This window comes from Burkholderia sp. IMCC1007 (genome assembly GCF_027257875.1).
Classification (GTDB): Bacteria; Pseudomonadota; Gammaproteobacteria; order Burkholderiales; family Burkholderiaceae; genus Burkholderia.
Window position 1 is genome coordinate 106682 of sequence record NZ_JAPVQY010000014.1, and the last position, 24406, is coordinate 131087.

At 67.9% G+C, this 24406-nt stretch carries 23 protein-coding genes and 2 pseudogenes; 9 read left to right on the forward strand and 16 right to left on the reverse strand.

The genetic code is table 11. From position 1 onward, the window contains the following. Nucleotides 1–24 precede the first annotated feature (24 nt). From O1Q03_RS15555 to O1Q03_RS15600, 10 genes are read right to left on the reverse strand one after another with little or no spacing between them, the layout of a single operon-like run. On the reverse strand, nucleotides 25–864 hold the full coding sequence (locus O1Q03_RS15555) for an aspartate dehydrogenase (protein ID WP_269504538.1): 840 nt from the start codon (nucleotides 862–864) through the stop codon (nucleotides 25–27). Then, a complete protein-coding gene (locus tag O1Q03_RS15560; RefSeq protein WP_269504539.1) occupies nucleotides 857–2527 on the reverse strand; it encodes a thiamine pyrophosphate-binding protein in 1671 nt (556 codons plus the stop codon). The genes O1Q03_RS15555 and O1Q03_RS15560 overlap by 8 nt, the downstream gene beginning before the upstream one ends. After that, a complete protein-coding gene (locus O1Q03_RS15565) occupies nucleotides 2520–3317 on the reverse strand; it encodes an SDR family oxidoreductase (RefSeq protein ID WP_269504540.1) in 798 nt (265 codons plus the stop codon). The genes O1Q03_RS15560 and O1Q03_RS15565 overlap by 8 nt, the downstream gene beginning before the upstream one ends. Further along, nucleotides 3314–4174, reverse strand: coding sequence for an IclR family transcriptional regulator (locus O1Q03_RS15570; RefSeq protein ID WP_269504541.1), 861 nt, complete (start codon nucleotides 4172–4174; stop codon nucleotides 3314–3316). Before O1Q03_RS15570 ends, O1Q03_RS15565 begins: the two co-directional genes overlap by 4 nt. Next, complete coding sequence (locus O1Q03_RS15575) at nucleotides 4171–5067, reverse strand: alpha/beta fold hydrolase (RefSeq protein ID WP_269504542.1); 897 nt, start codon at nucleotides 5065–5067, stop codon at nucleotides 4171–4173. Before O1Q03_RS15575 ends, O1Q03_RS15570 begins: the two co-directional genes overlap by 4 nt. 18 nt (nucleotides 5068–5085) lie before the next feature. After that, nucleotides 5086–5613, reverse strand: coding sequence for a cupin domain-containing protein (locus tag O1Q03_RS15580; protein ID WP_269504544.1), 528 nt, complete (start codon nucleotides 5611–5613; stop codon nucleotides 5086–5088). A 39-nt stretch (nucleotides 5614–5652) separates the two neighbouring features. Continuing rightward, on the reverse strand, nucleotides 5653–6423 hold the full coding sequence (locus O1Q03_RS15585) for an SDR family oxidoreductase (RefSeq protein WP_269504546.1): 771 nt from the start codon (nucleotides 6421–6423) through the stop codon (nucleotides 5653–5655). After that, nucleotides 6416–7486, reverse strand: a complete 1071-nt coding sequence (locus O1Q03_RS15590; RefSeq protein ID WP_269504548.1) for an aromatic ring-hydroxylating dioxygenase subunit alpha — start codon at nucleotides 7484–7486, stop codon at nucleotides 6416–6418. Before O1Q03_RS15590 ends, O1Q03_RS15585 begins: the two co-directional genes overlap by 8 nt. Nucleotides 7487–7546: 60 nt before the next feature. Continuing rightward, entirely contained in the window at nucleotides 7547–7858 is a 312-nt protein-coding gene (locus tag O1Q03_RS15595; RefSeq protein ID WP_269504551.1) for a recombinase-like helix-turn-helix domain-containing protein, read from the reverse strand. Between the two features lies 1 nt (nucleotide 7859). Beyond that, nucleotides 7860–8177 (reverse strand): non-heme iron oxygenase ferredoxin subunit, encoded by a 318-nt coding sequence (locus O1Q03_RS15600; RefSeq protein ID WP_269504553.1) that lies wholly within the window; start codon nucleotides 8175–8177, stop codon nucleotides 7860–7862. Between the two features lie 449 nt (nucleotides 8178–8626). On the opposite strand from O1Q03_RS15600, the gene O1Q03_RS15605 reads away from it, so the two are divergent. Next, a complete protein-coding gene (locus tag O1Q03_RS15605) occupies nucleotides 8627–9706 on the forward strand; it encodes a porin (protein ID WP_269504555.1) in 1080 nt (359 codons plus the stop codon). Nucleotides 9707–9844: 138 nt separating this feature from the next. Here O1Q03_RS15605 and O1Q03_RS15610 read toward each other — a convergent pair whose 3' ends face one another. From O1Q03_RS15610 to O1Q03_RS15625, 4 genes are all read right to left on the reverse strand, one after another. After that, nucleotides 9845–10768 carry an IclR family transcriptional regulator gene (locus O1Q03_RS15610; RefSeq protein WP_269504557.1) on the reverse strand — a complete coding sequence of 308 codons (924 nt, stop codon included), beginning with the start codon at nucleotides 10766–10768 and terminating at the stop codon, nucleotides 9845–9847. Nucleotides 10769–11157: 389 nt separating this feature from the next. After that, complete coding sequence (locus tag O1Q03_RS15615; RefSeq protein ID WP_269504558.1) at nucleotides 11158–11364, reverse strand: hypothetical protein; 207 nt, start codon at nucleotides 11362–11364, stop codon at nucleotides 11158–11160. Nucleotides 11365–11691: 327 nt separating this feature from the next. Beyond that, nucleotides 11692–12282, reverse strand: coding sequence for an alpha-ketoglutarate-dependent dioxygenase AlkB family protein (locus O1Q03_RS15620; protein WP_269504560.1), 591 nt, complete (start codon nucleotides 12280–12282; stop codon nucleotides 11692–11694). A gap of 138 nt (nucleotides 12283–12420) precedes the next feature. Then, nucleotides 12421–13569: a metallophosphoesterase gene (locus tag O1Q03_RS15625; protein ID WP_269504562.1), complete on the reverse strand. Its 1149-nt coding sequence runs from the start codon at nucleotides 13567–13569 to the stop codon at nucleotides 12421–12423. A gap of 714 nt (nucleotides 13570–14283) precedes the next feature. Here O1Q03_RS15625 and O1Q03_RS15630 point away from each other — a divergent pair. The 5 genes from O1Q03_RS15630 to O1Q03_RS15650 all read left to right on the forward strand — a co-directional run bounded on the left by O1Q03_RS15630 (nucleotide 14284) and on the right by O1Q03_RS15650 (nucleotide 20554). Then, a complete protein-coding gene (locus O1Q03_RS15630) occupies nucleotides 14284–14577 on the forward strand; it encodes a hypothetical protein (RefSeq protein WP_269504564.1) in 294 nt (97 codons plus the stop codon). After that, nucleotides 14574–15623, forward strand: a complete 1050-nt coding sequence (gene mdtN / locus O1Q03_RS15635) for a multidrug transporter subunit MdtN (protein WP_269504565.1) — start codon at nucleotides 14574–14576, stop codon at nucleotides 15621–15623. The genes O1Q03_RS15630 and mdtN overlap by 4 nt, the downstream gene beginning before the upstream one ends. Continuing rightward, nucleotides 15604–17994 carry an FUSC family protein gene (locus O1Q03_RS15640; protein WP_269504566.1) on the forward strand — a complete coding sequence of 797 codons (2391 nt, stop codon included), beginning with the start codon at nucleotides 15604–15606 and terminating at the stop codon, nucleotides 17992–17994. Before mdtN ends, O1Q03_RS15640 begins: the two co-directional genes overlap by 20 nt. Further along, complete coding sequence (locus tag O1Q03_RS15645) at nucleotides 17981–19528, forward strand: TolC family protein (protein ID WP_269504567.1); 1548 nt, start codon at nucleotides 17981–17983, stop codon at nucleotides 19526–19528. Before O1Q03_RS15640 ends, O1Q03_RS15645 begins: the two co-directional genes overlap by 14 nt. A gap of 318 nt (nucleotides 19529–19846) precedes the next feature. Continuing rightward, a complete protein-coding gene (locus O1Q03_RS15650; RefSeq protein WP_269504568.1) occupies nucleotides 19847–20554 on the forward strand; it encodes an MgtC/SapB family protein in 708 nt (235 codons plus the stop codon). Nucleotides 20555–20600: 46 nt separating this feature from the next. Here O1Q03_RS15650 and O1Q03_RS15655 read toward each other — a convergent pair whose 3' ends face one another. Next, complete coding sequence (locus O1Q03_RS15655; RefSeq protein WP_269504569.1) at nucleotides 20601–21320, reverse strand: autoinducer binding domain-containing protein; 720 nt, start codon at nucleotides 21318–21320, stop codon at nucleotides 20601–20603. 73 nt (nucleotides 21321–21393) lie between these two features. Between O1Q03_RS15655 and O1Q03_RS15660 the strand changes: the two are divergent. The 3 genes and pseudogenes from O1Q03_RS15660 (at nucleotide 21394) to O1Q03_RS15670 (ending at nucleotide 23083) form a co-directional block, all read left to right on the forward strand. After that, nucleotides 21394–21824 (forward strand): annotated as a pseudogene (locus tag O1Q03_RS15660) (DUF4902 domain-containing protein). Nucleotides 21825–22034: 210 nt separating this feature from the next. Then, nucleotides 22035–22269: pseudogene (locus tag O1Q03_RS40185) on the forward strand (hypothetical protein). 52 nt (nucleotides 22270–22321) lie between these two features. Further along, nucleotides 22322–23083 (forward strand): hypothetical protein, encoded by a 762-nt coding sequence (locus tag O1Q03_RS15670; RefSeq protein WP_269504571.1) that lies wholly within the window; start codon nucleotides 22322–22324, stop codon nucleotides 23081–23083. A gap of 724 nt (nucleotides 23084–23807) precedes the next feature. Here O1Q03_RS15670 and O1Q03_RS15675 read toward each other — a convergent pair. Beyond that, on the reverse strand, nucleotides 23808–24406 hold a 599-nt coding region (locus O1Q03_RS15675), incomplete at its 5' end, for an electron transfer flavoprotein subunit alpha/FixB family protein (RefSeq protein ID WP_269504572.1).

The window sequence follows — 24406 nt, forward strand, 5'->3', positions numbered from 1 at the left end:
TGCCGGGTTGGCCTGCCGCCCCGCTCAGATCACGCAGCGGGCCGCGCGGTTGCGCAGCGCGCGGATCGCGCTGTAAGCGGTCAACGCGGACGTCTTCGGGTTGTCGGGCAACGGCTTGCCGCTCATTTCGAGCGACATCTCGCCGAACGCGCCGCGCGCGGTGATGCGGTGCACGTTGCGCGCGACGGCCGGATCGGCGATCAGGCGCACGCGCGTCGCGTCGAGGCCGAGGCCCGCGAGCGCGACCGTCGCCGCGACGTTCGCGTTCTTCGGATACAGCCGTGCGGCATCGCGCGCGGTGCCTTCGAAGATCACCTTCTCGTCGGTCATCGCGCGCAGGTCGCACAGTTCCTCGGCCGGCGTGCCGAGCCAGCCGAGCGGCGGCTTGCGGCCGACGTACAGCACCTCGTCCAGGCCGCCCTGCTTCGCCGACGCCAGCGCGTCGATCCCGCCGATCGCACCGGACAACAGCGTGAGCGTCGCATCGCCTTCGTCGGCGGCCTGCGACAGCACGTCGAGCAGCGCGAGATCGGACAGCGCGCCGATCGATGCGACCGCGCAATCGGTGCCGGCCTTCAGCAGCGGCACGACGTGATCGACGAGCGCGCTGTGACCCGCGCATTCGAGTGCGAACTCGGGGCGGCGGGCCAGCGCGTCGACCGACGACACGACTTCCACCGCACTGCCGAGCTCGCGCTGCACCGCGTCGCGCTGATGCTCCGGCACGATCACGTGCGCGACGCGCAACGACGCATCGTGCTCGACCGCGTGATACACCGCGGCGCCGATCGCGCCGAAGCCGATCATCGCGACGTCGACGGGCGCGTGCCCGTGTCCGTGGCCTGGATGGCGTCCGTTAAGCATATTGCCGCTCCGACGGCGTTTCTTCCTTCTTGACCGGCGGGCCCGCGAATGCCGATGCGAACGAGCCGACCGACAGCATGTCGACCTCGACCATCACCGGCCCTTCCTTCGCGATCCCTTCGCGCACGATCGCTTCCGCCTGGTCGAGCGACGTGATCCGGTAGTGCGTGAGGCCGAAGCTCGCGCAGAACTGCGCGAAATCGGGCTGGTGCAGCTGCACGAAACAGCGGCGGCCGCCGTAGTGCGCGTCCTGGATGTTGCGGATCACGCCGTAGCACTGGTCGTTCATCAGCACGATCATCACGTTCGCGTTTTCCTGCACGGCCGTGACCAGTTCGCCGACGTTGACCATCAGGCCGCCGTCGCCGACGAGGCACACCGTCTTCGCGGCCGCCCCCGCGAGCGCCGCGCCGATGCCCATCTGGATACCCTGGCCGATGCCGCCGCCGAGCGCATGCACGCCCGCGCGCGGCTCGAAGATCTTCAGCAGGCGGTTGCCCCACGTGCTGTTCGAGATCGTCACGTCGCGCACCCAGTTGTAGTCGCGGCCCACTGCGGCCTGCAGCGTGTCGACGAGCGTCTTGTACGGCCCGAGACCCTTCGACACGTCCGCGACGGCCTGCTCGCGCGCAGCGGCCAGATCGGCGGCGAATTCCGGGTCGACGGACAGGCGGCCTTCGAGGCGGTCGGCCAGCTCGGCCAGCACGCGCTTCGAATCGCCGTGCACGAACAGCGCGTTGCGATAGCCGCGGTTGTCGGCGAGCGCATCGGCGTCGACGCGGAACAGCGGCTGCGGCAGCGCGAGCTTGTACTTCAGCGTCTCGTTGCCGCGCAGGCGCGAGCCGACCACGACGAGTGCGTCGCAGGTCTTGTAGAACGCTTCGACCGACGCATGCACGTTGAACGCGCCGAGCGTCGCCGGGTGATCTTCCGGCAGCACGCCGCGGCCCTGCACGCTCGTCACGACGCCGAAGCCCAGCTTCACCAGGCGTTCGACTTCCTCGCGTGCATGACGCGCGCCGCCGCCGAGCCACAGCAGCGGGCGGCGCTTGGCCGCCAGCGCGTCGGCGAGCTTCGCGACGCGGGCGTCGTCGTGCTCGCGCACGGCGACGTGCGCCGGTGCGAGGTCGTCCGGCCATTCGATTTCGGCAGCCTGGATGTCGATCGGGATCTCCACCGACACGGGGCCCGTCGGTGCGGTCTGCGCGATGCGCACGGCTTCGCGGATCGTCGGCAGCACGGTTTCGACCGTGCGCACGCGGAACGCGGCCTTCGAGATCGCGTCGAGCATCGACAACTGATCCGGCGCTTCGTGGATGTAGGCCAGGTCCTGGTCGAGGTACGGCGTCTCGATCTGCCCGGTGATGTGCAGCAGCGCGGTGCCGGCCGTCAGCGCCTCGACCATTGCACCGGCCGCGTTGCCCGCCGCCGTGCCCGTGCTCGTGAACGCGACGCCGAGGCCGCCCGACACGCGGGCCAGGCCGTCGGCCATGTTCACCGCGCCCGCTTCACCGCGCGCGCCGACATACCGGATGTTGCCGCGCGAGTTGATCGCGTCGAGGATCGGCATGTTGTGGATCGAGATGACACCGAATGCGGTTTTGACGTCGCACTGCTCGAGAAAGGCGGCAATCAGCTCGCCCACCGTGGTTTTTTTAGACATGGCGTGCAAAACCTCCAGAAACGTCGATATGGCTGCCCGTCGTATAGGACGACAGATGCGTTGCGAGATAGAAAAGGGCCCAGGCAGCCTCGTCGGGCTTGCCGAAGCGGTTCAGCGGAATGTTCTTCTTGCGGGCGAGTGCGCGCGTCCAGTCTTCCCAGCTTTCGCCGGCCTGCGCCTGCGCTTCGTAGCGACGGCGCCACTGGCCCGACTCGACGATGCCGATCAGGATCGAGTTCACGCGGATGCGCTGCGGCGCGAGTTCGGTCGCGAGCGACTTCACGAGGCTCAGCACGCCGGCGCGCGCCGACGACGTCGCGACCATGTGCGGCTCGGGCTGCAGCGCGAGCAGCGAGTTCACGCAGGTGATCGACGGCGCGGCCGCATCGCGCAGCAGCGGCAGGAACGCACGCGTCGGGCGGATGATGCTGAAGTACTTCAGCTCGAGCTCTTCGCGCCATGCGTCGTCGGTCGTGTCGGCGAAGGTCGATACGCGGCCCTGGCCGGCGTTGTTGACCAGCATGTCGGCGCGGCCGAAGCGGTCGGACACGGCCTGCGCGAACGCGGCCACGTCGGCTTCGTCGAGCACGTTGCAGCGCACGGCGAGCAGTTGTGCATCTGCGTACTTGCCGCGCAACATCGCTTCGGCGCGTGCGAGGCGTTCGTCGTCACGGCCGCAAATCGCGACCGACGCGCCGGCCTCCAGGAACCGTTCGGCTGTCGCGAGGCCGATGCCGGACGAACCGCCCGTCACCACCGCTACCTGCCCGGTCAAGTCGATCTCAATCATCGGAGTCCTAAAGCCTTTAGAAACGTGTGCTCGTCATCCGAGCGGTAATTGAGCCGCCGCGACAATTCCGCCGCCGCGCGCTGCACCTTGTCGATCAGCCCGTCGGCGATCAGCGCCGCGTCGATCTCCGGCCGCGGCACCGTCACCGTGATGCACGCGACGATCTTCTGCGTGTCGTTGCGCACGGGCGCCGTGACCACCGAGATCCCGCGCTCGAACGACGAATTGCTGACGCCGTAGCCGCGCAGCGCATCCTCGCGGATCACTTCGTACAGCGCGTCGACCGTTTCCGGCGTCGCGCTCGTCATCCGGTTCAGCATGCCTTCCGGATACAGCGCACGCAGTTCCTTCAGCGACAGGTCGCCCATCAGCACGTGGCCGTGCGTCGTCGCATGCGCGGGCAGCCGCGTGCCGACGTTCACGCGAATCGAGCTGAACACCGGCGACTGGCTCTGCGCCTTCGCGACGAACACCACGTCGCGGCCGTCGCGGATCACGATGTGCGTCGTGAAGCCGGTCGCATCGCGCAGGCTCTCGATCACCGGCAGGCCGAGATCGGTCAGCTCCAGCGAGCTCAGGTATTCGAAGCCGAGCCGCAGCACGGCGATGCCGAGCTTGTAATTGCGATCCTTGTCCGCGCGCTCGAGGAAGCCGAGCGATTCGAGCGTCTGCAGCAGACGGAACACCGTCGTGCGCGGAATGCCGAGGCGCTTCGAGAGTTCCGGCGCACCGAGCACCGGCTCGCGCGGCGAGAATTCGGCGAGGATCCGCAGCCCGCGTTCGAGGCCCGGCACCACGTAGTTGGCGTCGGACTTCGCGCTGTCTGCATCCTGTTGTTGTTGCAACGGTTCGCTCATTCCAGCCCCCGTTGACGATCGCATTGGCGGCAGAAGCCGTCGATCAAGGCCGAGTACACGGCCGGTGCTTCCACATAACCGGCATGACCGGCCTGCGGAATCACCTGCAGCTCGACGTGCGCGGCCGCGGCGATCCGCTCGCATGCAGCCGGCGGCGTGATCGCGTCGTTCGCGCCGACCGCCACCGCCGTGCGGCCGCGAAAGCCGGCGAGATCGGACGCGAGATCCGCGTTCGCGAGCAGATGCGTGGCCTGTGCGTAACCGGCCGGCACGATGCGCGCCATGTTCCAGCGCACCCACGCGCGTGCCTCCTCGGGCGCGTTGCCCGACAGCATGTTGCCGCTGCGCTGCTCGGCGAGCCCGGCCGGGCCGAGTTCGTCGAGCATCGCGAGCCGCGCGTCGCGGCGCGTGTCGCGCGTTTCCGCAGGCGCACTGCCGTAGCCGCCCGCGGGCGAAATCAGCAGCAGGCCGGCGATCCGCGCGGGCATCACGCGGGCGAGACCGCCCGCGATGATCGCGCCGAGCGAATGCCCGACCAGCACGCAGCGTTCGATGCCGAGTGCCTCGAGCCACGCGTTCAGCGACGCCGCGTAATCGGCGGCCGCCGGCGATGCGCGGTGCACGGGCGTCGACACGCCGTAGCCCGGCGCATCCCACGCAAGCACGCGCCGCGACGCGCCGAGCGTGTCGAGCTGACGCACCCACGATGCGGCGCCCGAGCCGATCCCGTGCAGCAGCACGACGGGCAACGCGTGGCCCGCATGCTGCGCGCCGGCCTCACGGTAGCCGATCGTGCCCGCCGCGCCGGCTTCGCAGCGCTGTTCGGGAAACTGCCCGAGCAGCGCGGCGAACGCCGCGGTGCGGTCGCGTTCACGTTTGTCGATGACACTCATTGCTGGCTCCGCTCCGTCTCAGCGCTTGATCTTCGCGAGCGGCGAATCCGGCGGATACGTCGGCGTGATGGGCTTCGGCGAACCGAGCATCACGCACATCAGCGCATCTTCCTCGCCGATGTTGATTTCCGTGCGATACACGCCCGGCGGCACCGAGATCAGGTCGCGCTCGCCGAGGATCGCTTCCCAGGTCTCGCCGTCGCGCTCGCAGATCACCTTCATCTTGCCGCGCAGCACGAAGAAGATTTCCTCGACGTCGGTGTGGATGTGGCTCGGGCCGATGTTGCCGGCCGGGATGACCATCGTCGAGAACGTGAAGTTGCCGGCCGGCACCGTGTTGACGTCCTTCGCGACGCCCGTGCCGCCCGTGCCGACGTAGCGCATCTGCGCACGGCGGTACTTCGGGTCGTAGTCGGCCTGGAACTTCAGCGCGTCCCAGTCGTAGCGCCGCGTTGCGTAGCGCGCGACGCGCCCTTCCATCCATTCGTCGAAGCTTGCGCCTTCCGGCTGGTCCCACGACTTGCGTTCGAGATCTGCGTCCGCCATCGTCCTCTCCTTCATTCCGAGTGAAAACTTCAATTCAGTTCAATTCATTACGAAGCCGCCGTTCACCGGCAGCAGCTGGCCCGTCACGAAGCGCGCGCCGTCCGACAGCAGGAACAGCACCGGCCCCGTCACGTCCTCGGGCAACTGCGCACGCGTCAGCGCGCGGCCCTGCATGTAGAACGCGTGGCGCTCGGCCGGCACGTAGGCCGTCGCCTCGACTTCGGTAAGCCCCGGCGCGATCGCGTTGACCGTCACGCCGTGCGCGCCGAACTCGCGCGCCTGCGCATGCGTCATCGCGATCACGGCGCCCTTGCTGGCGACGTACGCGAGCAGCTTCGGCGCACCCCACAGCGCGGTGTCCGATGCGAGGTTCACGATCGCGCCGCGGCCCGACTTCGCGAGATGCGGCAGCGCGGCATTGCTGACGAGCCACACGCCGCGCACGTTCACGTTCATCACGGCATCCCAGGTCGGCACGTCGAGCTCGGTTGACAGCTTGCCGCCCGAGTTCGTGATCGCCGCGTTGTTGATCAGTGCATCGACGCCGCCGAGCGCCGCGGCGCCCTGCGCGACGAACGCGTCGACACTCGCCGGATCGGCCAGGTCGAGCGCGAAGAAATGCGCGGCATGGCCCGCTTGCGTGAGCTGCGCGGCCAGCGCGCGGCCCTCTTCGTCGAGCACGTCGCCGAACGCGACCTGCGCGCCCGCTTCGACGAGCGCCTTCACGAATGCGGCACCGAGACCGCGCGCGCCGCCCGTGACGAGCACGCGGCGACCGGGCAGCGCCACGACCGGAGCGAACTCAGCCATTCGTGGGCTCCGAAGCGGCATGCGCCGCGCGGTGCGCGTCGAGCGCGGCCAGGTGTTCCTGCGCGCGCTGGCGCAGCATCCGGCGCACGCGCGTGATGCCGACGTCGTGCTGATACAGGTATTCGTGATCGCGCGCATGGGGCGCGAGGCTCTCGAGGACGTAGCGGTCCTGCTCCAGCACGTCCCAGTGCAGGCCCTCGAGGCGGTTGCGGTACATGAAGCGCCACACGTCGCGCTGCCAGCCGCTGACCTTGCGGGTACGCCAGAAGTAGACCTGGCAGTTGTCGCCGTCGACCGGCGTCGCGAAGCCGATGATCCCGAAGTTGCCGCCCGGGCCGAACCTCTGCTTGTACGGAATCGCGAGGCGCATCCACAGGCAACCCGTTTCGCCGAGCTCGACCCAGTCGAAGTTGATGTCACGCTGGCCGACCTTCTCGAACATCAGGCCCGTTTCCGTCTTGCGTACGCGCATGTCGGCCTGCTTGTCGCCTTCGGCCATCGAGTGCGACGTCGCATGCAGATACGCGCCGTGCATCGGGTCCATCACGTTGTCGATCGCGTACTGGTAATTGCACTTCCAGTTCGACACGCACAGGAAGTGCGCGTATTCGTCGGCGACCAGTTCTTCCGGCAGGTTCAGCGGCGCCGGCTCGCCGTGCGCTTCGTCGCCGAACCACAGGAAGATCGCGCCGGCCTTCTCTTCGACCGGATACGACTTCACGCACTTCGTGCCTTCGAGCGGACAGTTCGCGACTGCCGGCACGCGATTGACCGTGCCGCCGCCGTCGACTTCGATGCCGTGATACCAGCACGCGATGTTGCCGCCGAGGTTCCAGCCGAGCGACAGGCGCGCGCCGCGGTGCGGGCAGCGATCTTCCAGCGCATGGACCTTTCCTTCGTGATCGCGCCACAGCACGATCTGCTCGCACAGGCGCGTGAGGCCGACGGGCGCATTCGATACCTGCCAGCTCGGCGCGACGGGATACCAGTAGTTCTTGATGCCGCGGTCGAGGTAATTGCGGACCGGGTCGTGTTGGACTTCGTGTTGTGCGGGGGACGTCATCAGTGTGCTCCGGATGCGGTTGTCGGGTCGGCGCTCAGGCGCGCGGCGCGGTCGGTACGCTCATTCCGCCAGCGCGGCCATTTCGGCGCGGAAACGCTCAGGTGTCCAAACCGTGCCGTCCGGCGCGCGGAAGCCGATGCGGTTCAGGCCCGCGACGACATCGTCGAGCTCGGTCGCGCCGCTCTCGAACACGCGTTCGAGCGCATCGCCGAGATCGTTCTCGTACTGGGTCGGTGCGGCCTTGCGGTTCTGCCAGACCTGGTTCTCCACCTGGCCCGGGATCTCGATCTGCCCCTTGCCGGCGACGTTGTTCGGCTGCGGTGCCACCCACGGCTTCAGGAAGGGATTGAAATTGACGGTTGTTTCTTTCATGTCAGTCCACCTTGATCTGGATTTCTTCACCGGCCAAGCGCACCGAGTACTGCTTCAGCGAGCGCCCGCCCGGACCCTTCAGGCATTCGCCCGTCTTGATGTCGAACACGGCCTCGTGCAGCGGGCATTCGACGGTGCCTTCGTCGACGAAGCCCTGCGTCAGCAGCGCGTATGCATGCGGGCACACGTTCTCGAGCGCATACACCTCGTCGCCGACGCGGTAGATCCCGATTTCGACGCCGTCGGTCCGCTTGAACTCGATCGGCGTGTCTTCCGACAGCGCGCCGGCGTGCCCGGCACAAATCCATTGTTCAGACATCTCACACCCTTCCTTCTGATCGACTCTGGGTTTGCTCCGGATTTGTTCCATACCCGGAACAGCAGTTTATGGATGGTGATTATAGAAGTGACTTTCCACGAGTAAAACAAAAAGCTGCATGTCCTAGGGAAAACACTGACCGCAGCATCCACAATCGTCGTAGCGGCCCTGATATGTCGGGGTTTTTTGTTTTCCGGCAGGCATTTACGGGATTTTTTCGGCATGCCCACACCCGTGTTGCCCGGGGGCGTCGGACACATCCGTCCCGATAAATTTATTTTTGATTATGTGCACGACGCCCCTATACTCCATTCCATCAGAGGCACACTGTTCCTTATATGGAACACAAAATGCCCGCCCCGGTGGTTGAAGAAACGCGCGATGGCCGGCCGTCCCCGCGTTTGCCGCCGCGGCACCTTTCGTCAGGTTCGGAGAGTCAGGAGATCAAATTGGTCAAGCATGCGGTAGCAGCAGCAATCATCGGAGTGGGCGTCATGTCGGGCGCGTGGGCGCAGAGCAGCGTGGTGCTGTACGGCAGTCTGGACGCCGGCGTCGCATACGTGAACAACGTCGGCGGTCACGCGAAATGGGCGATGATCCAGGGCAACACGCAGCCCGACCGGTGGGGCCTGAAGGGCAAGGAAGACCTCGGCGGCGGCCTGTCCGCGATTTTCCAGCTCGAAAACGGCTTCTATACGAACAACGGCCAGCTCGCGACCGCGAACACCCTCTGGAATCGCGCGGCGTTCGTCGGCCTCAGCTCGGAGCGCTACGGCACGCTGACCCTCGGCCGCCAGACGCCGCTCATGTTCGACTATCTCGATCCGCTCAGCACCGCGTATCTCGCGATGAGCTGGTACGCGTTCCATCCGGGCAACATCGACGGGCTCGCGGCCACCGGCAACGTGCCGTACAACAACTCGGTCAAGTACCGCTCGCCGAGCTTCGCCGGCTTCTCGGCCGCGGCGACGATGGCGCTCGGCAACACGACGAACTTCTCGACCGGCAAGTCGGTCGGTGTCGCGCTCAACTACGCGAACGGGCCGTTCAAGGCATCGGCGGTCTACTCGAACGAGCACGATCGCTCGATCCTGATCAGCCAGGCCGGCATCACGTCGTTCCAGGGGCAGAACACCGCGAACGGCTATCTCGCGAACAAGGTGGAGAACATCGGCGCGGGTGCGTCGTACCAGATCGGCGACTTCCTCGTGCACGGCCTCTACACGCGCGTGAAGATGCAATCGAACGGGTTTTCCGACACGTTCCAGAGCTACGACGCAGGCGTGAACTACCGCAGCAGCGCGTTCAACACGATCGCGGGCGGCGCGGCGACGACGACGCTGGCCGGCCGCCGCTGGACGCAGGTCGAACTCGGCGACATCTACGCACTGTCGAAGCGCACGCAGCTGTATGCGAACGTGCTGTATGAGCATGGTTCGGGCGGCGCGAAGGCCGCGTTCTTCACGGCCGGCGCGTCGAGCACCGCGAACCAGGTCGTCGTGCTGACCGGCATCCACCACTCGTTCTGAACGGCGACGGGCACGCGTGCCCGGTGCCTGAAGCGAAAAGAGCAGCCCGCGGGCTGCTCTCTTTCATTGGCGAATCGGCGACTCGCTCATTGGCGACCGGCTGTCGCTCGAGCCGCGGGACGCGGCTCGCTCGACCGGTCAGAACATCGCGACGCGGTGGCGCGCATGCGCGAACGTCGGGTCGCTTTCGAGCGGCCGGTAATTCAGCCGCTGCGACAGGTCGACCGCCGCGCCGCACACGGCTTCGACGAGCCGTTCCTTCTCGCCGGCCTCGCCGATTTCCGAGCGCGGCACCGTCGCGGTGATCGCCGCGACGATCGCGCCCGAATGGTCGCGCACGGGCGCGGTCACGGCCGAGATCCCGCTTTCGAACGCGGCTTCGCTGACCGCGTAGCCGAGCCGCGCGTAATGACGCACGCGTTCGTACAGTTCGTCGACGGTGCCGGGCGTGCGCTCGGTGAACTGTTCGAGCTTCTTCTCCGGATAGAGCTGCCGCAGCGCATCGCGCGTGAGGTCGCCCATCAGCACGTGGCCATGCACGGTCGCATGCGCGGGCAGCCGCGTGCCGACGTGCACCTTCACCGAACCGAACATCGACGTGTTGCTCTGTGCCTTCGCGACGAACACCACATCGCGCTGGTCGCGGATCAGCAGGTGCGTCGACAGGCCCGTCGAATCGCGCAGCCGTTCGAGCACAGGTGTGCCGAGATCGGTCAGTTCGAGCGAATTCAGGTATTCGAAGCCGAGCCGCAGCACGCCGACGCCCAGCCGGAAATAGCGATCGCCGTTCACGCGTTCGAGAAAGCCGAGCGCTTCGAGCGTCTGCAGCAGACGGAACGTCGTCGTGCGCGGGATGCCGATGCGCTTCGATAGTTCGGGCGCGCCGAGCACCGGCTCGCGCGCGGAGAATTCGGCCAGAATCCGCAGCCCGCGCTCGAGGCCGGGCACCAGATACGACGACCCGCCGCCGGACGATTCGTCGTCGGCCGCAACCTGCTTCGATGCGTCGTGGCTGACGTCGTCGCCGGCCGCCTTCGCCGGCGGTTTCGGTGCGCCGCTCATCGTTGAATTGACCCTGTGCACATGGACGGAATGGAAGCGTTCACGAAAGTCCCGCAATGCTTGATTATGGATTTTCGACCGGACCGGATCAACACGATCCGGCGCGGGCGGCCGGCGGCCGCGCGCATCCGACCGGCCGGCCGGACTGGCGTATAGCCTGATGCGATCGGAAGGATAACAGCGATAGGCGGGGATGCCCATCGGAACGTCGTCGTGGGAACGGCGCGCGGCGCGCAATGCGCGACGCACGTTCCGCCGACGCGCGTGGATCCGATGCGTGGCTAGCGCGCCGCGTAGCTGCGGTCGACGTACGAGCAGAAAACGAGTGGGAAAAAAGCAGGCAACGAACGGCCGCGCCGATCCGCGAGCGGGATCGGCGCGCGACGGTGTCAGGCCGTCACGGCGTCGTCGTATTCGGTGCGGGCGAGCTGGCCGGCGGCGTACGCCTCTGCTTCGCCGCGGAAGCCGTCCGTGCTGAACGCGACGACTTTCACACCGACGCCGGACGCACGCGTCACCGTCAGCGCCCATTGCCATCCACCGTCTTGTTCGAAGACGTGCAGCGAGGGTTCGAGGGATGAGTCCAGTACGGTCACGGGTTGTGCTCCTGCCCTACGCGTCGCATCGGCGGCGCTCGGACATGTCAAAAAGATGCGTCGACTGGCGACGCGTTTCAGCCATTCGTTAGTCTAGTCAATAAATGTTGCGACGCACCATCAGGGCTTACACCTGCCTATCGGTACCGGGCGATCGATCGAAAGTGGCCGAAACCCATATGGAACAAGCCTCTCGGGCACATTGCCGGCGGCCGGTGCGTCACTCGTGCGGCAACGTGCCGCATGGACCGCGCGATCGCATGTAGTGGCCGGAAAACGGGTCGGGATCGGACCAGACCGAAACCCGCCGCTCGGCACGGGTGCAATTCACCCCGGCGAGAGCACGCGCCGAAACGTCAGGTTGACGCGCTCGCCCTGCACCGCCGGCGCCTTCGGCACGCGATGCTGCCATTCGGCCTGCGTGCGGCCGCGCATGACGAGCAGGCTGCCATGCGCCAGCCGGTACGCGTGCACGGCACCGGTCGCACGATGGCGCAAGTCGAACACGCGCATCGCGCCGAGGCTCACCGATGCGATCACCGGCGCGAGCTCCGGCTCGTTGTCCGCATGCCAGCCGAGGCTGTCCTGCCCGTTGCGGTAGCGATTGAGCAATACGCTGTTGAAACCCGCGCCGCACGTCGCTTCGACCGCACGCTTAAGGTCGAGCACGGCCGGCGTCCACGGCGCAGGCACGTTGCGGATTCCCGAATACACGTAGACGGCATCGGGCTCGCCCTGCCATGCGGTGAGCCGCGGCAGCGGAATGCGGCCGCGCGGCGTGCGGATCGTGTCCTGCTGCCACGCGACCTCGTCGAGCAGCGCGGCCAGCACGCGATCGGCGTCGGCCGGCGCGAGCCACTCCGGGTACCAGTCCACGTCGGGCACGGGCGTATCGGCGAAAAGATCGGGCGTCGACATGGCGGGATCAGGCAGAGGAGGATGAGCGGTGCAAACGGACCATGTCTGCATGGTAGCCAACGGCGACGCGCGCCGCCATGCGCTGTCATTCAGACGCGTCCCGGCGCGCGGCCGCTTCGCCGGCGACGACCCCGCGCGCTACCGGCCTCGCGTCAGGCTGATCAGCGTGATCTCGGACGGCACGCCGAAGCGGTTCGGCGGCCCCCAGTAGCCGGTGCCGCGGCTGGTATAGAGCCACATCGCGCCGAACCGGTTCAGCCCGCCGATCACCGGCTGCTGCAGGCGCACGAACGGCGGCCAGGGCAGGAACTGGCCGCCGTGCGTATGGCCCGACAGCTGGATCGTGAAGCCGGCCCGGCTCGCCGCTTCCGCGCTGCGCGGCTGGTGCGCAAGCAGGATTTTCGTCGCGACGTCGCGCGGCGCGCCCGCGAGCGCCTGCTCGGGGTCGCTGCGATGCGCGGGATCGAAGCCGCCCGCCGTGAAATCGGTGACGCCCGCGAGCACGGCGCGCGCACCGTCGTGCTCGATCAGCACGTGTTCGTTGAGCAGCACCTTCAACCCGATGCGCCGGAATTCGTCAATCCACGCGTGCGCGCCGGCGTAGTACTCGTGATTGCCCGTCACGAGGAAGCTGCCGTGGCGCGACTGCATGCGGCCGAGCGGCGCTGTGTGTTCGCGCAGGCGCTTGACCGAACCGTCGACCACGTCGCCCGTCACGACGACGAGATCCGCATTCAGCGCATTGACCGCCCGCACGATCCGCTCGATATAACGCCGCTTGATGGTCGGCCCGACGTGAATGTCCGACAGCTGCACGATCGTCATCCCGTCGAGCGCGGCCGGCAGCCCGTCGACCGGAATCGACACGCGCTTGACCGCCGCGGTGCGACGCGCACCGACGAAGCCGATCGCGCTGACCAGCACCGCGCCCGCCAGCACGGCGAGCGCCGTGTCGGATGCGGCGCTGCTCCATGCGCCTTCATGCACCAGATGCCGCCACGCAACCACGCCGAGCAGCACCAGGTCGCGCAGGACGGTCAGCACGAGCAGCGACGAGAAGAACCCCATCGCGATCGGGCCAGCCCAGCCGACGAGCGTCGCGGCCCAGCCTTCGTCGAAGCGGCGCGAGAACATGCCGACCGGGATCAGCACGACGAAGCTCGCCAGCACCAGCGCCGCGATCGTGCGCGCAAGCGGCGACGCAAACGCGTCGGGAATGATCCGCAGCCCGACATACAGATGGAACAGCACGCCGATTGCAATGAACCGGACAAAGAAACTTCGCATGGAACGCTCATCCTCATGGCGATACCGCTTTCGCGCTGCGCGACGGACGGCGGCCGTGACATCGCGTGTCGACGGCCCCCGCGCCGCGCGGCGCACCTACGCAGGATGGTACACAGATACCGGCCGGCACGATGGGCGCGGGCCTCGGGCGGCGGCGGGAGTTCGCACGGTCCGCCCGGTTCGCACGGTTCGCACGGTCCGCACGGTCGCGAGCGGCTACGCATCGGTCGGCAGCACGCTACCGGGCAGTGCCGCGGCAAGATGCAAGACTGCGGGTGGCTGCGCACGCTCCGCACGGTCGCAAGCGGCGACGCATCGGTCGATAGCGCCCTACGGGGCGATGCCGCCGCAAGATGCAAGACGCAAGACGACAGCGCTGCGCCAAACGCGGGTCGTTGCCCTCTCGGCTACACGGAACGAATTCACCGGCGTTCGTGCAGCAATCCGGCATTCGCGCATCGATTCCACCGCATTGGCAAACAAAACCCGCAGGTGCGGTTCGTCTGACGATCCTTTACGGTCCGTTAGCAACCCTACCGAGCATTCACTGGCAAAATCCCGGGCCCGCCGCGACGGCGGCTGCCGGCCGCCGCACGGCTGGCGGTCCGCATCGCGCTGATTTATGATCGGCTCCGTACCTGGCATCGTCGTCGCGGCGACGATCCGCATTGCGCCGCGCCCGGCATCCACCCCCAACGTCGAGCTCGTCACTCCATGAGAAAAACAACGCCGCGCGCGCGCCTGCGCGTCGCCGCCGTCCTGGCGCCGGCCCTGCCGCTCGCGGGCTGTACATCGCGCGGCGCACCGTCGTACGTGCTGTTCGGCGCGTATTTCCCGCTCTGGCTCGTCAGTGCGATCGTCGGCATCGTCGGCGCGATCGTCGCGCACCGCGTATTCGTCGCGACCGGCTGGGCCGCCACGGTGCCCTACCAGCTCGCCGTATGCACCGCGATCGGCCTCGTGGTCGCGGTCATCGTATGGCTCACCGGCACGGGGCCGTTCGCATGAAGGCCGCCGGCGTCACCCGCCCGTCGACGAAAGGCCGCGTGATCGCGCTCGCGATCGTCGCGCTCGGCATCGCGGCGCTCGCGTATGCGTACCACCGCACGACGGCCTATCCGTCCACCGACGACGCGTCGATCGACGCGGACGTCGTACACGTCGCGTCGCCCGTCGGCGGGCGCATCGTCCGGCTCGCGGTGCACGAGAACCAGCGCGTCGCGAAAGGCGACCTGCTGTATGAAATCGATCCCGTGCCGTATCGATTGACGGTCGCGCAGGCACAGGCCGATCTCGAACTCGCGCGCGCGTCGCTCGGCACGCGTCGCCGGTCGTTGATCGGCGAGCGTTCGAATGCGGCAGTTGCCGCCGAACAGGTCAAGCGCGCAACGCAAAACTACGACCTCACGACGCGCGACGTGAACCGGCTCGCGCCGCTCGCCGCGCAAGGCTACGTCAGCGCGCAGCAGTTCGACCAGGCGAAGGTCCGCCAGCGCGACGCGGCCGTATCGCTCGCACAGGCGCAGGAGCAGCAGCGCGCATCCGCGCAGACGATCGGCGACGACGCCGACGCGATCGCGACGCTCCATGCGCGTGAAGCCGCACTCGCCCGTGCGCAGCACGCGCTCGACGATACGGTCGTGCGCGCGCCGCACGACGGGCTCGTGACGGGGCTGACCGTCCTCGCCGGCGAAACCCTCGCGCCGAACCAGTCGATCTTCACGCTGATCGACGCGAGCGAATGGTTCGCCGTCGGCAATTTCCGCGAAACGTCGCTGAACCGCATCGCGGTCGGCGATTGCGCGACCGTCTATTCGATGATCGACCGCAGCCGCCCGCTGACGGGCAAGGTCGTCGGCATCGGCGCGGGCATCTCCGACAGCGATCGCATCAACCTGCCGCGCGCGCTGCCGATCGTGCAGCGCTCGGTGAACTGGGTGCACGTCGCGCAGCGCTTTCCGGTGCGCGTGAAGCTCGACGAACCCGACGGCAAGCTCGTGCGCGTCGGCGCGAGCGCGATCGTCGAGGTGCGGCATGGCTCAGCCTGCCGCTGAGGTTCGGTCGCCGGGCCCGCGCGAAGTCCTGCGACTGCTCGCGCCGTTTCCGGGACGCACCGCGATGGCCGTGCGGGTCGCGCTGATCTGCGCGCTCGTCGTGCTCGTGACGAGCGGCTACGGCACGCCGGAAGCCGCGATCTCCGCGTACGTCGTGTTCTTCCTGAACCGCGCCGACCGCGTGACGAGCGTCGTGCTCGCGGTCGCGATGCTGCTGCTCATCACGCTCGTGATCGCGCTGGTGGTCGGCGTCGCGATCTTCAGCATCGAGTATTCGGTGCTGCGCGTCGCGTGCATGGCCGTGCTTTCGGTCGGGCTGCTGTACCTCACGTCGGCGAGCAAGCTGCGCCCCGTCGGCGCGATTCTCGCGATGATCGTCGGCTTCGGGCTCGACCAGCTCGGCCTCGCGCCCGTCGGCGAAGCCGCGACGCGCGCGCTGCTCTACGCGTGGCTGATGGTCGCGATTCCGGTCGGGGTCGCGATCGTCGTCAACCTGCTGATCGCGCCGTCGCCGCGCAAGCTCGCGCTCGCGCAGCTCGCGAAGCGGTTGCGGCTCGCCGCGCGGCGGCTGCGCGGCGACGAAGATGCGCGCGCGGCGTTCGACGCGAGCCTGCGCGAAGGCGACAAGCAGTTGCTCACGTGGCTCAAGCTGTCGACGCTCGAAGGGTCGACACCGGCCGCCGATGCGCCCGCGCTGAAGCAGGCCATCTCGTCGAGCACCGCGCTGCTTGTTGCGGTGGCCCTCGCGGACCGCGAACCGGACGCACGGCTGCCGGCCGCGTTCGCGGAACCGAGCGCGGCCACGCTCGACGAGATGGCCGGCATCCTCGAACGAGGCGGTTATCCGGTCGACGTGACGCTCGCGCTGCCGCCGACGGATACGCTGTCGCCGCTTGCACGCGTCGTCGCAACCGATCTGCATGCGGCGATCACGCAATTCGCGGAGCCGGGCGCGGCTGGTGCGGCTGGTGCGTCTGCTGCATCTGCCACGCCGACGGCGGCGGTGTCCGCTTTGTCGGCCTTATCGACTTCGTCGGCTTCGTCGGCCTCATCGGCTCCGTCAACTCCGTCAACTCCGTCGGCTTCGTCGGCTTCGTCGGCTTCGTCGGCTTCGTCGGCTTCGTCGGCTTCGTCGCCTTCGTCGCCTTCGTCGCATTCGTCGCCTTCGTCGGCTTCGCACGCTTCATCGGCTTCTTCCGCCTCGTCACCCTCAACAGCCAACCCGCCCGCAGCACCACCCGGCGGCTTCTTCCTGCCGGACGCCCGCACCAACCCCGACCACATCCGCTATGCGTTGAAAACGACCGTCGCGGCGATGTTCTGCTACCTGCTCTATTCGCAGCTCGACTGGTCGGGGATCCATACGTGCTTCATCACCTGCTACATGGTGTCGCTCGGCTCGACGGCCGAAACCGTCGAGAAGCTCACGCTGCGCATCGCCGGCTGCATCGTCGGCGCGCTGATCGGCACCGCGGCGCTGGTGTTCGTCGTGCCGGCGCTGTCGTCGATCGGCGAGCTGATGGCGCTCGTATTCGTCGGCGCGTGGCTGTCGGCGTGGGTCGCCTTCGGCTCGCCGCGCATCGCGTACGCGGGCTTCCAGGTCGCGTTCGCATTTTTCCTGTGCGTGATCCAGGGCGCGGGCCCCGGCTTCGACCTGACGCTCGCGCGCGACCGCACGATCGGGATCCTGCTCGGCAACATCGTCGTGTACCTCGTGTTCACGCGCATCTGGCCGGTCAGCATCGGCAAGCAGATCGACACCGCGTTCGCCGCGCTGCTCGACCAGTGGCGCCGCATCGCGCAGATCGCACAACCGGGCGAGCGCCGCACGCTCGCCGCCGAAGCGTTCGCGCGCCACGGCGCGATCGCGCAGGAGCTCGGCCTGATCCATTACGAACCGGAGTGGGTGCGCCCCGCCGCCGCGTGGCTCGGCACCCGGCGACGCGCGCTCGCGGAACTCGGCGCGCTCGAAGGGCCGCTGTTCCTGCTCGCCGAACGCGCGCCGGGCGACGCGGCGATCGACGCGCGGCTCGCACGCGTGATCACGCTGCGCGACGACGACACGGCGGCCAACGCCGCTGCACAACCTCCAGCACCGCCGCAAGCTTCGTCGCCTTCGTCGCCTTCGTCGCCTTCGTCGTCCTCGTCGTCCTCGTCGTCCTCGTCGTCCTCGTCGCCCTCGCCGCCTTCGGCAGCCGCAGGCGCGATGCCGTCGCGAACCAATGCGCCGATCGACACGCCGCGCGACGACGCCCCCACCGACCCTGCACGCGACGCGCTGCTGAACCTGATCGACACGCGGCTTGCGCACATCGCCGCCACCGCGCGTCAAGCCACCTCGAAGGAGCCCGCCTCTCATGCGCGTACCTGAACCGACGGCCGCGTCGCTCGCCGCTGCCGCGCTCGCGACTGCCGTCGCGCTGACCGGTTGCGCGACGTCGTCGATCGACCTGGCGCCGGACGCGCCCGACCATCCGTGGCAGCCGCAAACCTCGGCCGCCGGCGACATCGTACCGGCGCCACCGCTGGCATCCGCACAACGCGCACCGCACGACTACACGCTGCCGGCCTCGCCCGCGCTCGCGTCGGTCCCGCCGCCCGCCGCGCTCGATTCGACACATCCGTACACGCTGCCCGAACTGATCGATCTCGCCGAATCGACGAACCCGCTGACCCGCATCGCCTGGAACGACGCGCGCAACGCGGCGCTCGCGGTCGGCATCGCGAAGGCCGCGTACCTGCCGAACCTGTCCGCGACGGCAATGGGCGCGTACCAGACGAGCCACGGTTCGACGTCGACGATCCTCGGCGACGCGTCGAGCAACTCGACCGTGCACGGCACGATTTCCGCGCTGTCGCTGCAATGGCTGCTGTTCGATTTCGGCGGCCGCGCGGCACGCGTCGAGGCGGCCGAACAGGCGTCGGTCGCGTCGAACGTCGCGTTCACGGCCGTGCATCAGCAGGTGATCCACGACGTGACCGTCGCGTACTATCGCTACGAAGCCGCCCGCTCGCGCGCGGCCAGCGCGCAGCAGGGCCTCGCGAACGCGGACGCGATTCTCGCGGCGTCCCGCGCGCGGCTCAAGCACGGCGTCGGCACGGTCGTCGAGCTCGCGCAGGCGACGCAGAACCGCGCGCAGGCGAACCTCGCACTCGTGCAGGCGAACGGTGCGCAAAGCGACAGCTACCTCGCGCTGGTTTCCGCGCTCGGCATCTCGCCGCTGTCGAAGCCGTCGATCGCCGCGCTGCGGCAGCGGCCGTTGCCGCCCGCGCTCGCATCGTCGGTCGACGCGATCGTGTCGGACGCGATCGCGCGCCGCCCCGACCTGCAGGGCGCGTATGCGCTCGAGCAGGCCAATCGCGCGAAGATCAAGGCCGCGGAAGCCGCGTTCATGCCGAAGGTATTCCTGTCCGCGTCGGCGTCCTATGCGAGCGGCGGCACCGCGATTACCGCGCTGCCCGGGATCGGCGACCAGGCGCCGACCGTGAACCTGAACGGCAGCCACTACGGCGGCGGCGTGTTCGTCGGCGTGACGATTCCGTTGTACGACGGCGGCCTGCGCTCGGCGGTGCTGATGCAGGCGCGCAACGACGCGCAGAGCGCGTCCGCGCGGCTCACGCGGACCAAGGAAGAAGCCGTCCGCCAGGTCGTCGCCGCGCAGAACGCGGTGCAGACGAGCCTCGCGTCGCACGACGCGGCGACGGCGCTCGTCGATGCCGCGCAGACCAGCTACGACGCGGCGCTGACCGCGTACCGCAACGGCGTCGGCTCGGTCACCGATGCGACGATCGCGCAAAGCCAGCTGCTCGCGGCACGCAACGCGGAAGTCGACAGCTACGCCGGCGCGCTGTCCGCGGCCGCGGCGCTCGCGCTCGCGACGGGCACGATCGGTTCGTCGCAGTGACGCGCCGGCCGTGCCCGGCCGGCAGCCAAACTCGTTGACGCCGGCGCGCGCGGCCCACTAGAATGCCGCCCATTCTCCCTTCAGGAACCATCGTGGACAGTTGCAGCACTCCGTTGCGTGCGCCGCTTGCCGCCTGAACGCCTGTCCGCCGCAGTTCTCCTGCCCGGCTCGCGTTCCGCGAGCCCGCACGCCACCCGTTTCACACTGAATGACGCATTCGCACGCTACAGTAGCGCGCGATGACGGCCATCGTGTCGCGTTCGGCATCGCGCCGTCGCGACGCGGGCCGGCATGCGCTCCATGCACGGCAGGACAACCATGACTCTTGATTTCGCACTCCGTCTTTTCACCGCGTTCGCGTGCGGCGTCGCGATCGGCCTCGAACGCCAGATGCGGCAACGCACGGCGGGCCTGCGCACGATCACGCTCGTCGCGAGCGGCGCATGCCTGTTCGTCACGCTCGGCGTGCTGACGGGCAACGGCGTGGCCGGCGTCACGCAGATTGCCGCGTACGTCGTGTCCGGCGTCGGCTTTCTCGGCGGCGGCGTGATCATGCGCGACAAGGGCTCGATCCAGGGCATCAACACGGCCGCGACGCTGTGGTGCTCGGCCGCCGTCGGCGTACTGGCAGGGTCCGGCCACTACGTGCCGGCGCTCGCCGGGACGGGCGTGGTGCTGCTCACCAATACGGTGCTGCGCGGCGTCAGCCAGGCGATCAACGCGACGCCCGTGTCGAACGCCGACCTCGTGCGCGAGTATCAGATCACCGTGATCTGCCTGACCGCCGACGAAGTGCACATCCGCACCCTGCTGTCGAATTCGATGTACGCGAAGCCGCTGTCGTTCCAGAGCCTGACGAGCGAGGACGTGCCCGATCAGCCGGACCGGCTGAAGGTGACCGCGACGCTGAAGCTGCACCCGAAGGATCAGCAGAAGCTCGAACAGATCGCGAGCCGGATGAGCATGGAGAAGAGCATTTCCAGCGTGAGCTGGACCGCGAAGGAAGCGGAGCCGCTGATGGAATGAACGGCGGGTAGCGGCGCAGCATGGCCGCCCGACCGCCGATGCAGAGTCAGGGCGTGTCGATGAGCCCGGCCGAAATCGCCTTGACGACCGCCTGCACCTTGTTGGTCGCGCCGAGCTTCTCGAGGATGTTGTTGACGTGGAAGTTGACCGTGCGCTCCGAGATGCCGAGGATCTGGCCGATCTCGCACGCGGTCTTGCCTTCGGCCGTCCAGCACAGCACCTCGCGCTCGCGCGCGGTCAGCGTGACGCCCGCCTCCGGCGACAGCTTCGGCACCATGAAACGGCTCATCAGCGAATGCGACAGGTTCGCGAGCCAGTTCGTCTGCAGCGTCAGCATGTTGATCTCGGCAGGTGTCAGCGGATCGGCATGGCGCGCGATGCTCAGCAGCCCGAACGCGCCGCGCGCCGCCCAGCTCGACTGCGCGACGCCCACCGACAATCCGACCTCGCGCGCGTCCCGCCATAACGGACACGGCTCGATCTTGTCGACGTCCGGCCAGACGATCATGTTGGGGCTCAGCGCGCCGTCGCGAACCGTCGAGTCGATCTCGATGTAATTCTGCGCCTGGTAGTGCTCCATCCAGCCGTCGGGATATGTGTTGAAGATCGCAACCGCCGGCTTCGATACGGGCAGCGGCACGCGAATGCCGTAACAGCAATATTCGAAGCCCAGGCGTTTCGAGTAAGCGGCGATCTGCTGGAAGAGCTGGTGCTCGTCTTCCGCGGCGCTAAATTGTTGGTAGGCATCCTGCCAGCGCAATTCCATTCTTTCTCCGACAACGTCACGCTGTCATACCTGTCAGGTGCCAGCACCGGTTCGGGGCTGATACATTCCGCGCATGACTTCACCTTTGTTGCATCCGGTCCGCGGCCCGTGCCCGGACGGCTACGTGCGCCGGTGCGAAACCGCACTGGCCACGCTCGTGCTCGATCCTGTCGCGAGCGGCCGCGACGCATCGCTGCGCGACAGCGCGATCGATGCACGCGTGGCCGGCGACACCGAATGGCATCGCCCGGCCAGTGCCGGCGTCGCAACCCCACGCTCGGCTGGGACTGGTATCTCGAACGCGCGACGGGCACGTTCGAGATCGCGGGCGGCGACGTCCGCAGCAACATCATGGCCGTCGACGCCACCGGCGCCGACATCGGCATGACCGGCACCGCCGCCGCGCTTGCCGCGCGGCTCGCAGACATCGACCGGGCCGCCGCGGTCGCCGCGTCGTTGCCCGGCCGCAGCGACGTCTATCATGCCGCTCCGACGCTCCAGTGACAACCGGCCGCCCATTCGTCTGATGTTTCCGCGCGCCTGGCGCTCTTTATAAGCAAAAGCGCCCCGCATTTCAATCCCGTCGATCAAGAAACCGGCGCCACCGGAAAAACCGTGTCGGCGCCGCGTCTACCCTGTAAGAGTTACCAGTTACCGCCTCCTCGGGACGCGCGCTGTAATGCGGGCATACCAAGTACGGATCCGAGGACACCCATGCGGACCTTCGTTCACGATGAAGGGCGGTGGCCACACGAGCTTGCAGCGGAGCCAGGGCGCTATCGGCGCCATGGGTTCGTCGAACAGCTCGGTTGGGCGCACCGGGCGGGCCCACCGAAACAGGTAAAGGGTCGTCCGGTTGTCGCGTGCTGGATCGACATCGATCCGCAAACGTTTGCAGCACTGGGAATCGAGCCGGGAACGGGCTGCCCGGCAAGCCATCGCTGCCTGAGCCGGAACGCGCGTAGTCCGGCCGGGCGGTCACGTAACGAAGGAGAACCACCTTGGATCAGTCTCAGGTCTTTCGCGCGATGATGCCCGGCTTGACGGGCGCCCGCGGCGCCCGCATCGCGGTCGCCTACCCGTCGTTTCCGCAGCCGCTGCCGCTCGTGCGGCTCGATCGCCGCGGGCTCGTGTTCCGTGCGGCCGGCGCCGCGCCGCTCGTATGCGGGCTGCCGCGCGCCGCCACGTTGCTCGCGGCCGACGAGCCGCTCTGCTCGCTGCGTCTCGTGATCCGCGACGTCGCCGCGGTCGGCGACGGCCGGCACGACCTGACGATGCAACCGTCCGGCGCCGCCGGCGACGAGCTGCTGTGGCACGCGCTGCGCGAGCGCGAGCCGTATCGGCAGATCCGGGAGCCGCTCGCGCCCGTCGATGCGGCCATCGCGCCGAGCGGTGAGCCGCAGGGCGGCGGCGATGCCACCGCGCGCCCGTCGCGCAGCGCGGCATTCCGCTTGCGCTGCCACGCCGATGCGCTGTTCTTCGCCGACTGGCTCGAATATCACTTCGATGAATTGCGCGCGCTGTCACTGCGACACGGGCCGCAACTGCAGCTCAACCAGCTTCAGCGGAAGGTGTCCGACGACGAAGTCGGCGTGCGCTTCGTCTACGACATCGACGGACACGCGACGCGCCACGTATTGACCGACTGCGCGCGCGACGCCTGTACGTGGATCGAGACCGAGATGCGCGACAAGTACGCCGTGCCGGTCGCGCAGGAACGCTTCGTTGCGTTTCCCGCGCATGCGCGGGCGGCCGGTATGTGAGCTGCGACGGCGACCGCGCCGCTTCGCGCGTTGCGCAAAGACAGGATGACGGCCGGCTTGCCGCGCGCAAAACCTGCCTGCGGCCGCCCTTTGCCGAATGCCGGCAAGGGCCGCGCGACAAGCCGGTTCATCGTCATCGGGAACACGTGGCGGCGCTGCGTTGCACAATTGCAACTAGGGCTTGCCATCCCTCGGGTTTTCCCTTAAAGTTACGTCTGTCTCCTCCATGTCTCCAAACATGGATTCAGCCCGCTCCAGTAGCGGGCTTTTTCTTGCCCGCGATAATTTATTGGGGGCGCATCGCCGCTCGATCCTCCCGCCGCGGACACCTTTGCCGGCGCTGGCCAGCCGTAAAGGAAGGCGAACAGCAGTGCGAGAACCACGATCAGTGCGTGCAGCAGGTACAACCAGCCTTTTCGGGTAGTCGGGAGGCCTGACACGCCGCTCGCGCCCCACGTCAGCACCATCAGCGTCACGAGTGCCCGCCCCGCTAGCACGCATCGGCCCCTTCGCGACCCAACCGAACGCGACTTCCAACGCAGCCATCAAACGGGACTGGCGAAGAGCAACGCCCTCAAAGCTACGACTTGAGTCGCGCTGCGAACTCGTACGAGATTCCATAGCTATCAGTCGCTCGATGGATTTCACACGATGACCCTGGGCATGCTTTAGACAAGTCACATCGCAGCATCGACCTCGAATGCGCGACTCACCTCCCGCTTGCTCAGACTGCTGCAACCAGTTCCGGCACCGCCGCAAACAGGTCTGCCTCCAGGCCGTAGTCGGCCACGCTGAAGATTGGTGCCTCGGGGTCCTTGTTGATCGCGACGATCACCATCGAATCCTTCATGCCGGCCAGATGCTGGATCGCACCCGAGATGCCGACTGCAATGTACAGCTGCGGCGCGACGATCTTGCCGGTCTGGCCCACTTGATAGTCGTTCGGCACGTAGCCTGCGTCGACTGCGGCGCGCGATGCGCCGAGCGCTGCCTGAAGCTTGTCCGCCAGCGGCTCCAGCACCTTCGTGTAGTTCTCGCCGCTGCCCAGACCACGGCCGCCCGACACGATGATTTTTGCGCTGGTGAGTTCGGGGCGGTCCAGCTTCGTCACTTCACGGCTCACGAACTGCGACTTGCCTGCGTCTGCGGCCGCCTCGATCTTCTCGACCGATGCATTGCCGCCTTCCGCTGCAACGGGATCGAAGCCCGTTGCACGCACCGTGATCACCTTGATCGGGTCGCTCGACTGCACCGTCGCGATCGCGTTGCCCGCGTAGATCGGTCGCTCGAACGTATCGGCCGAATCGACTGCCGTGATGTCCG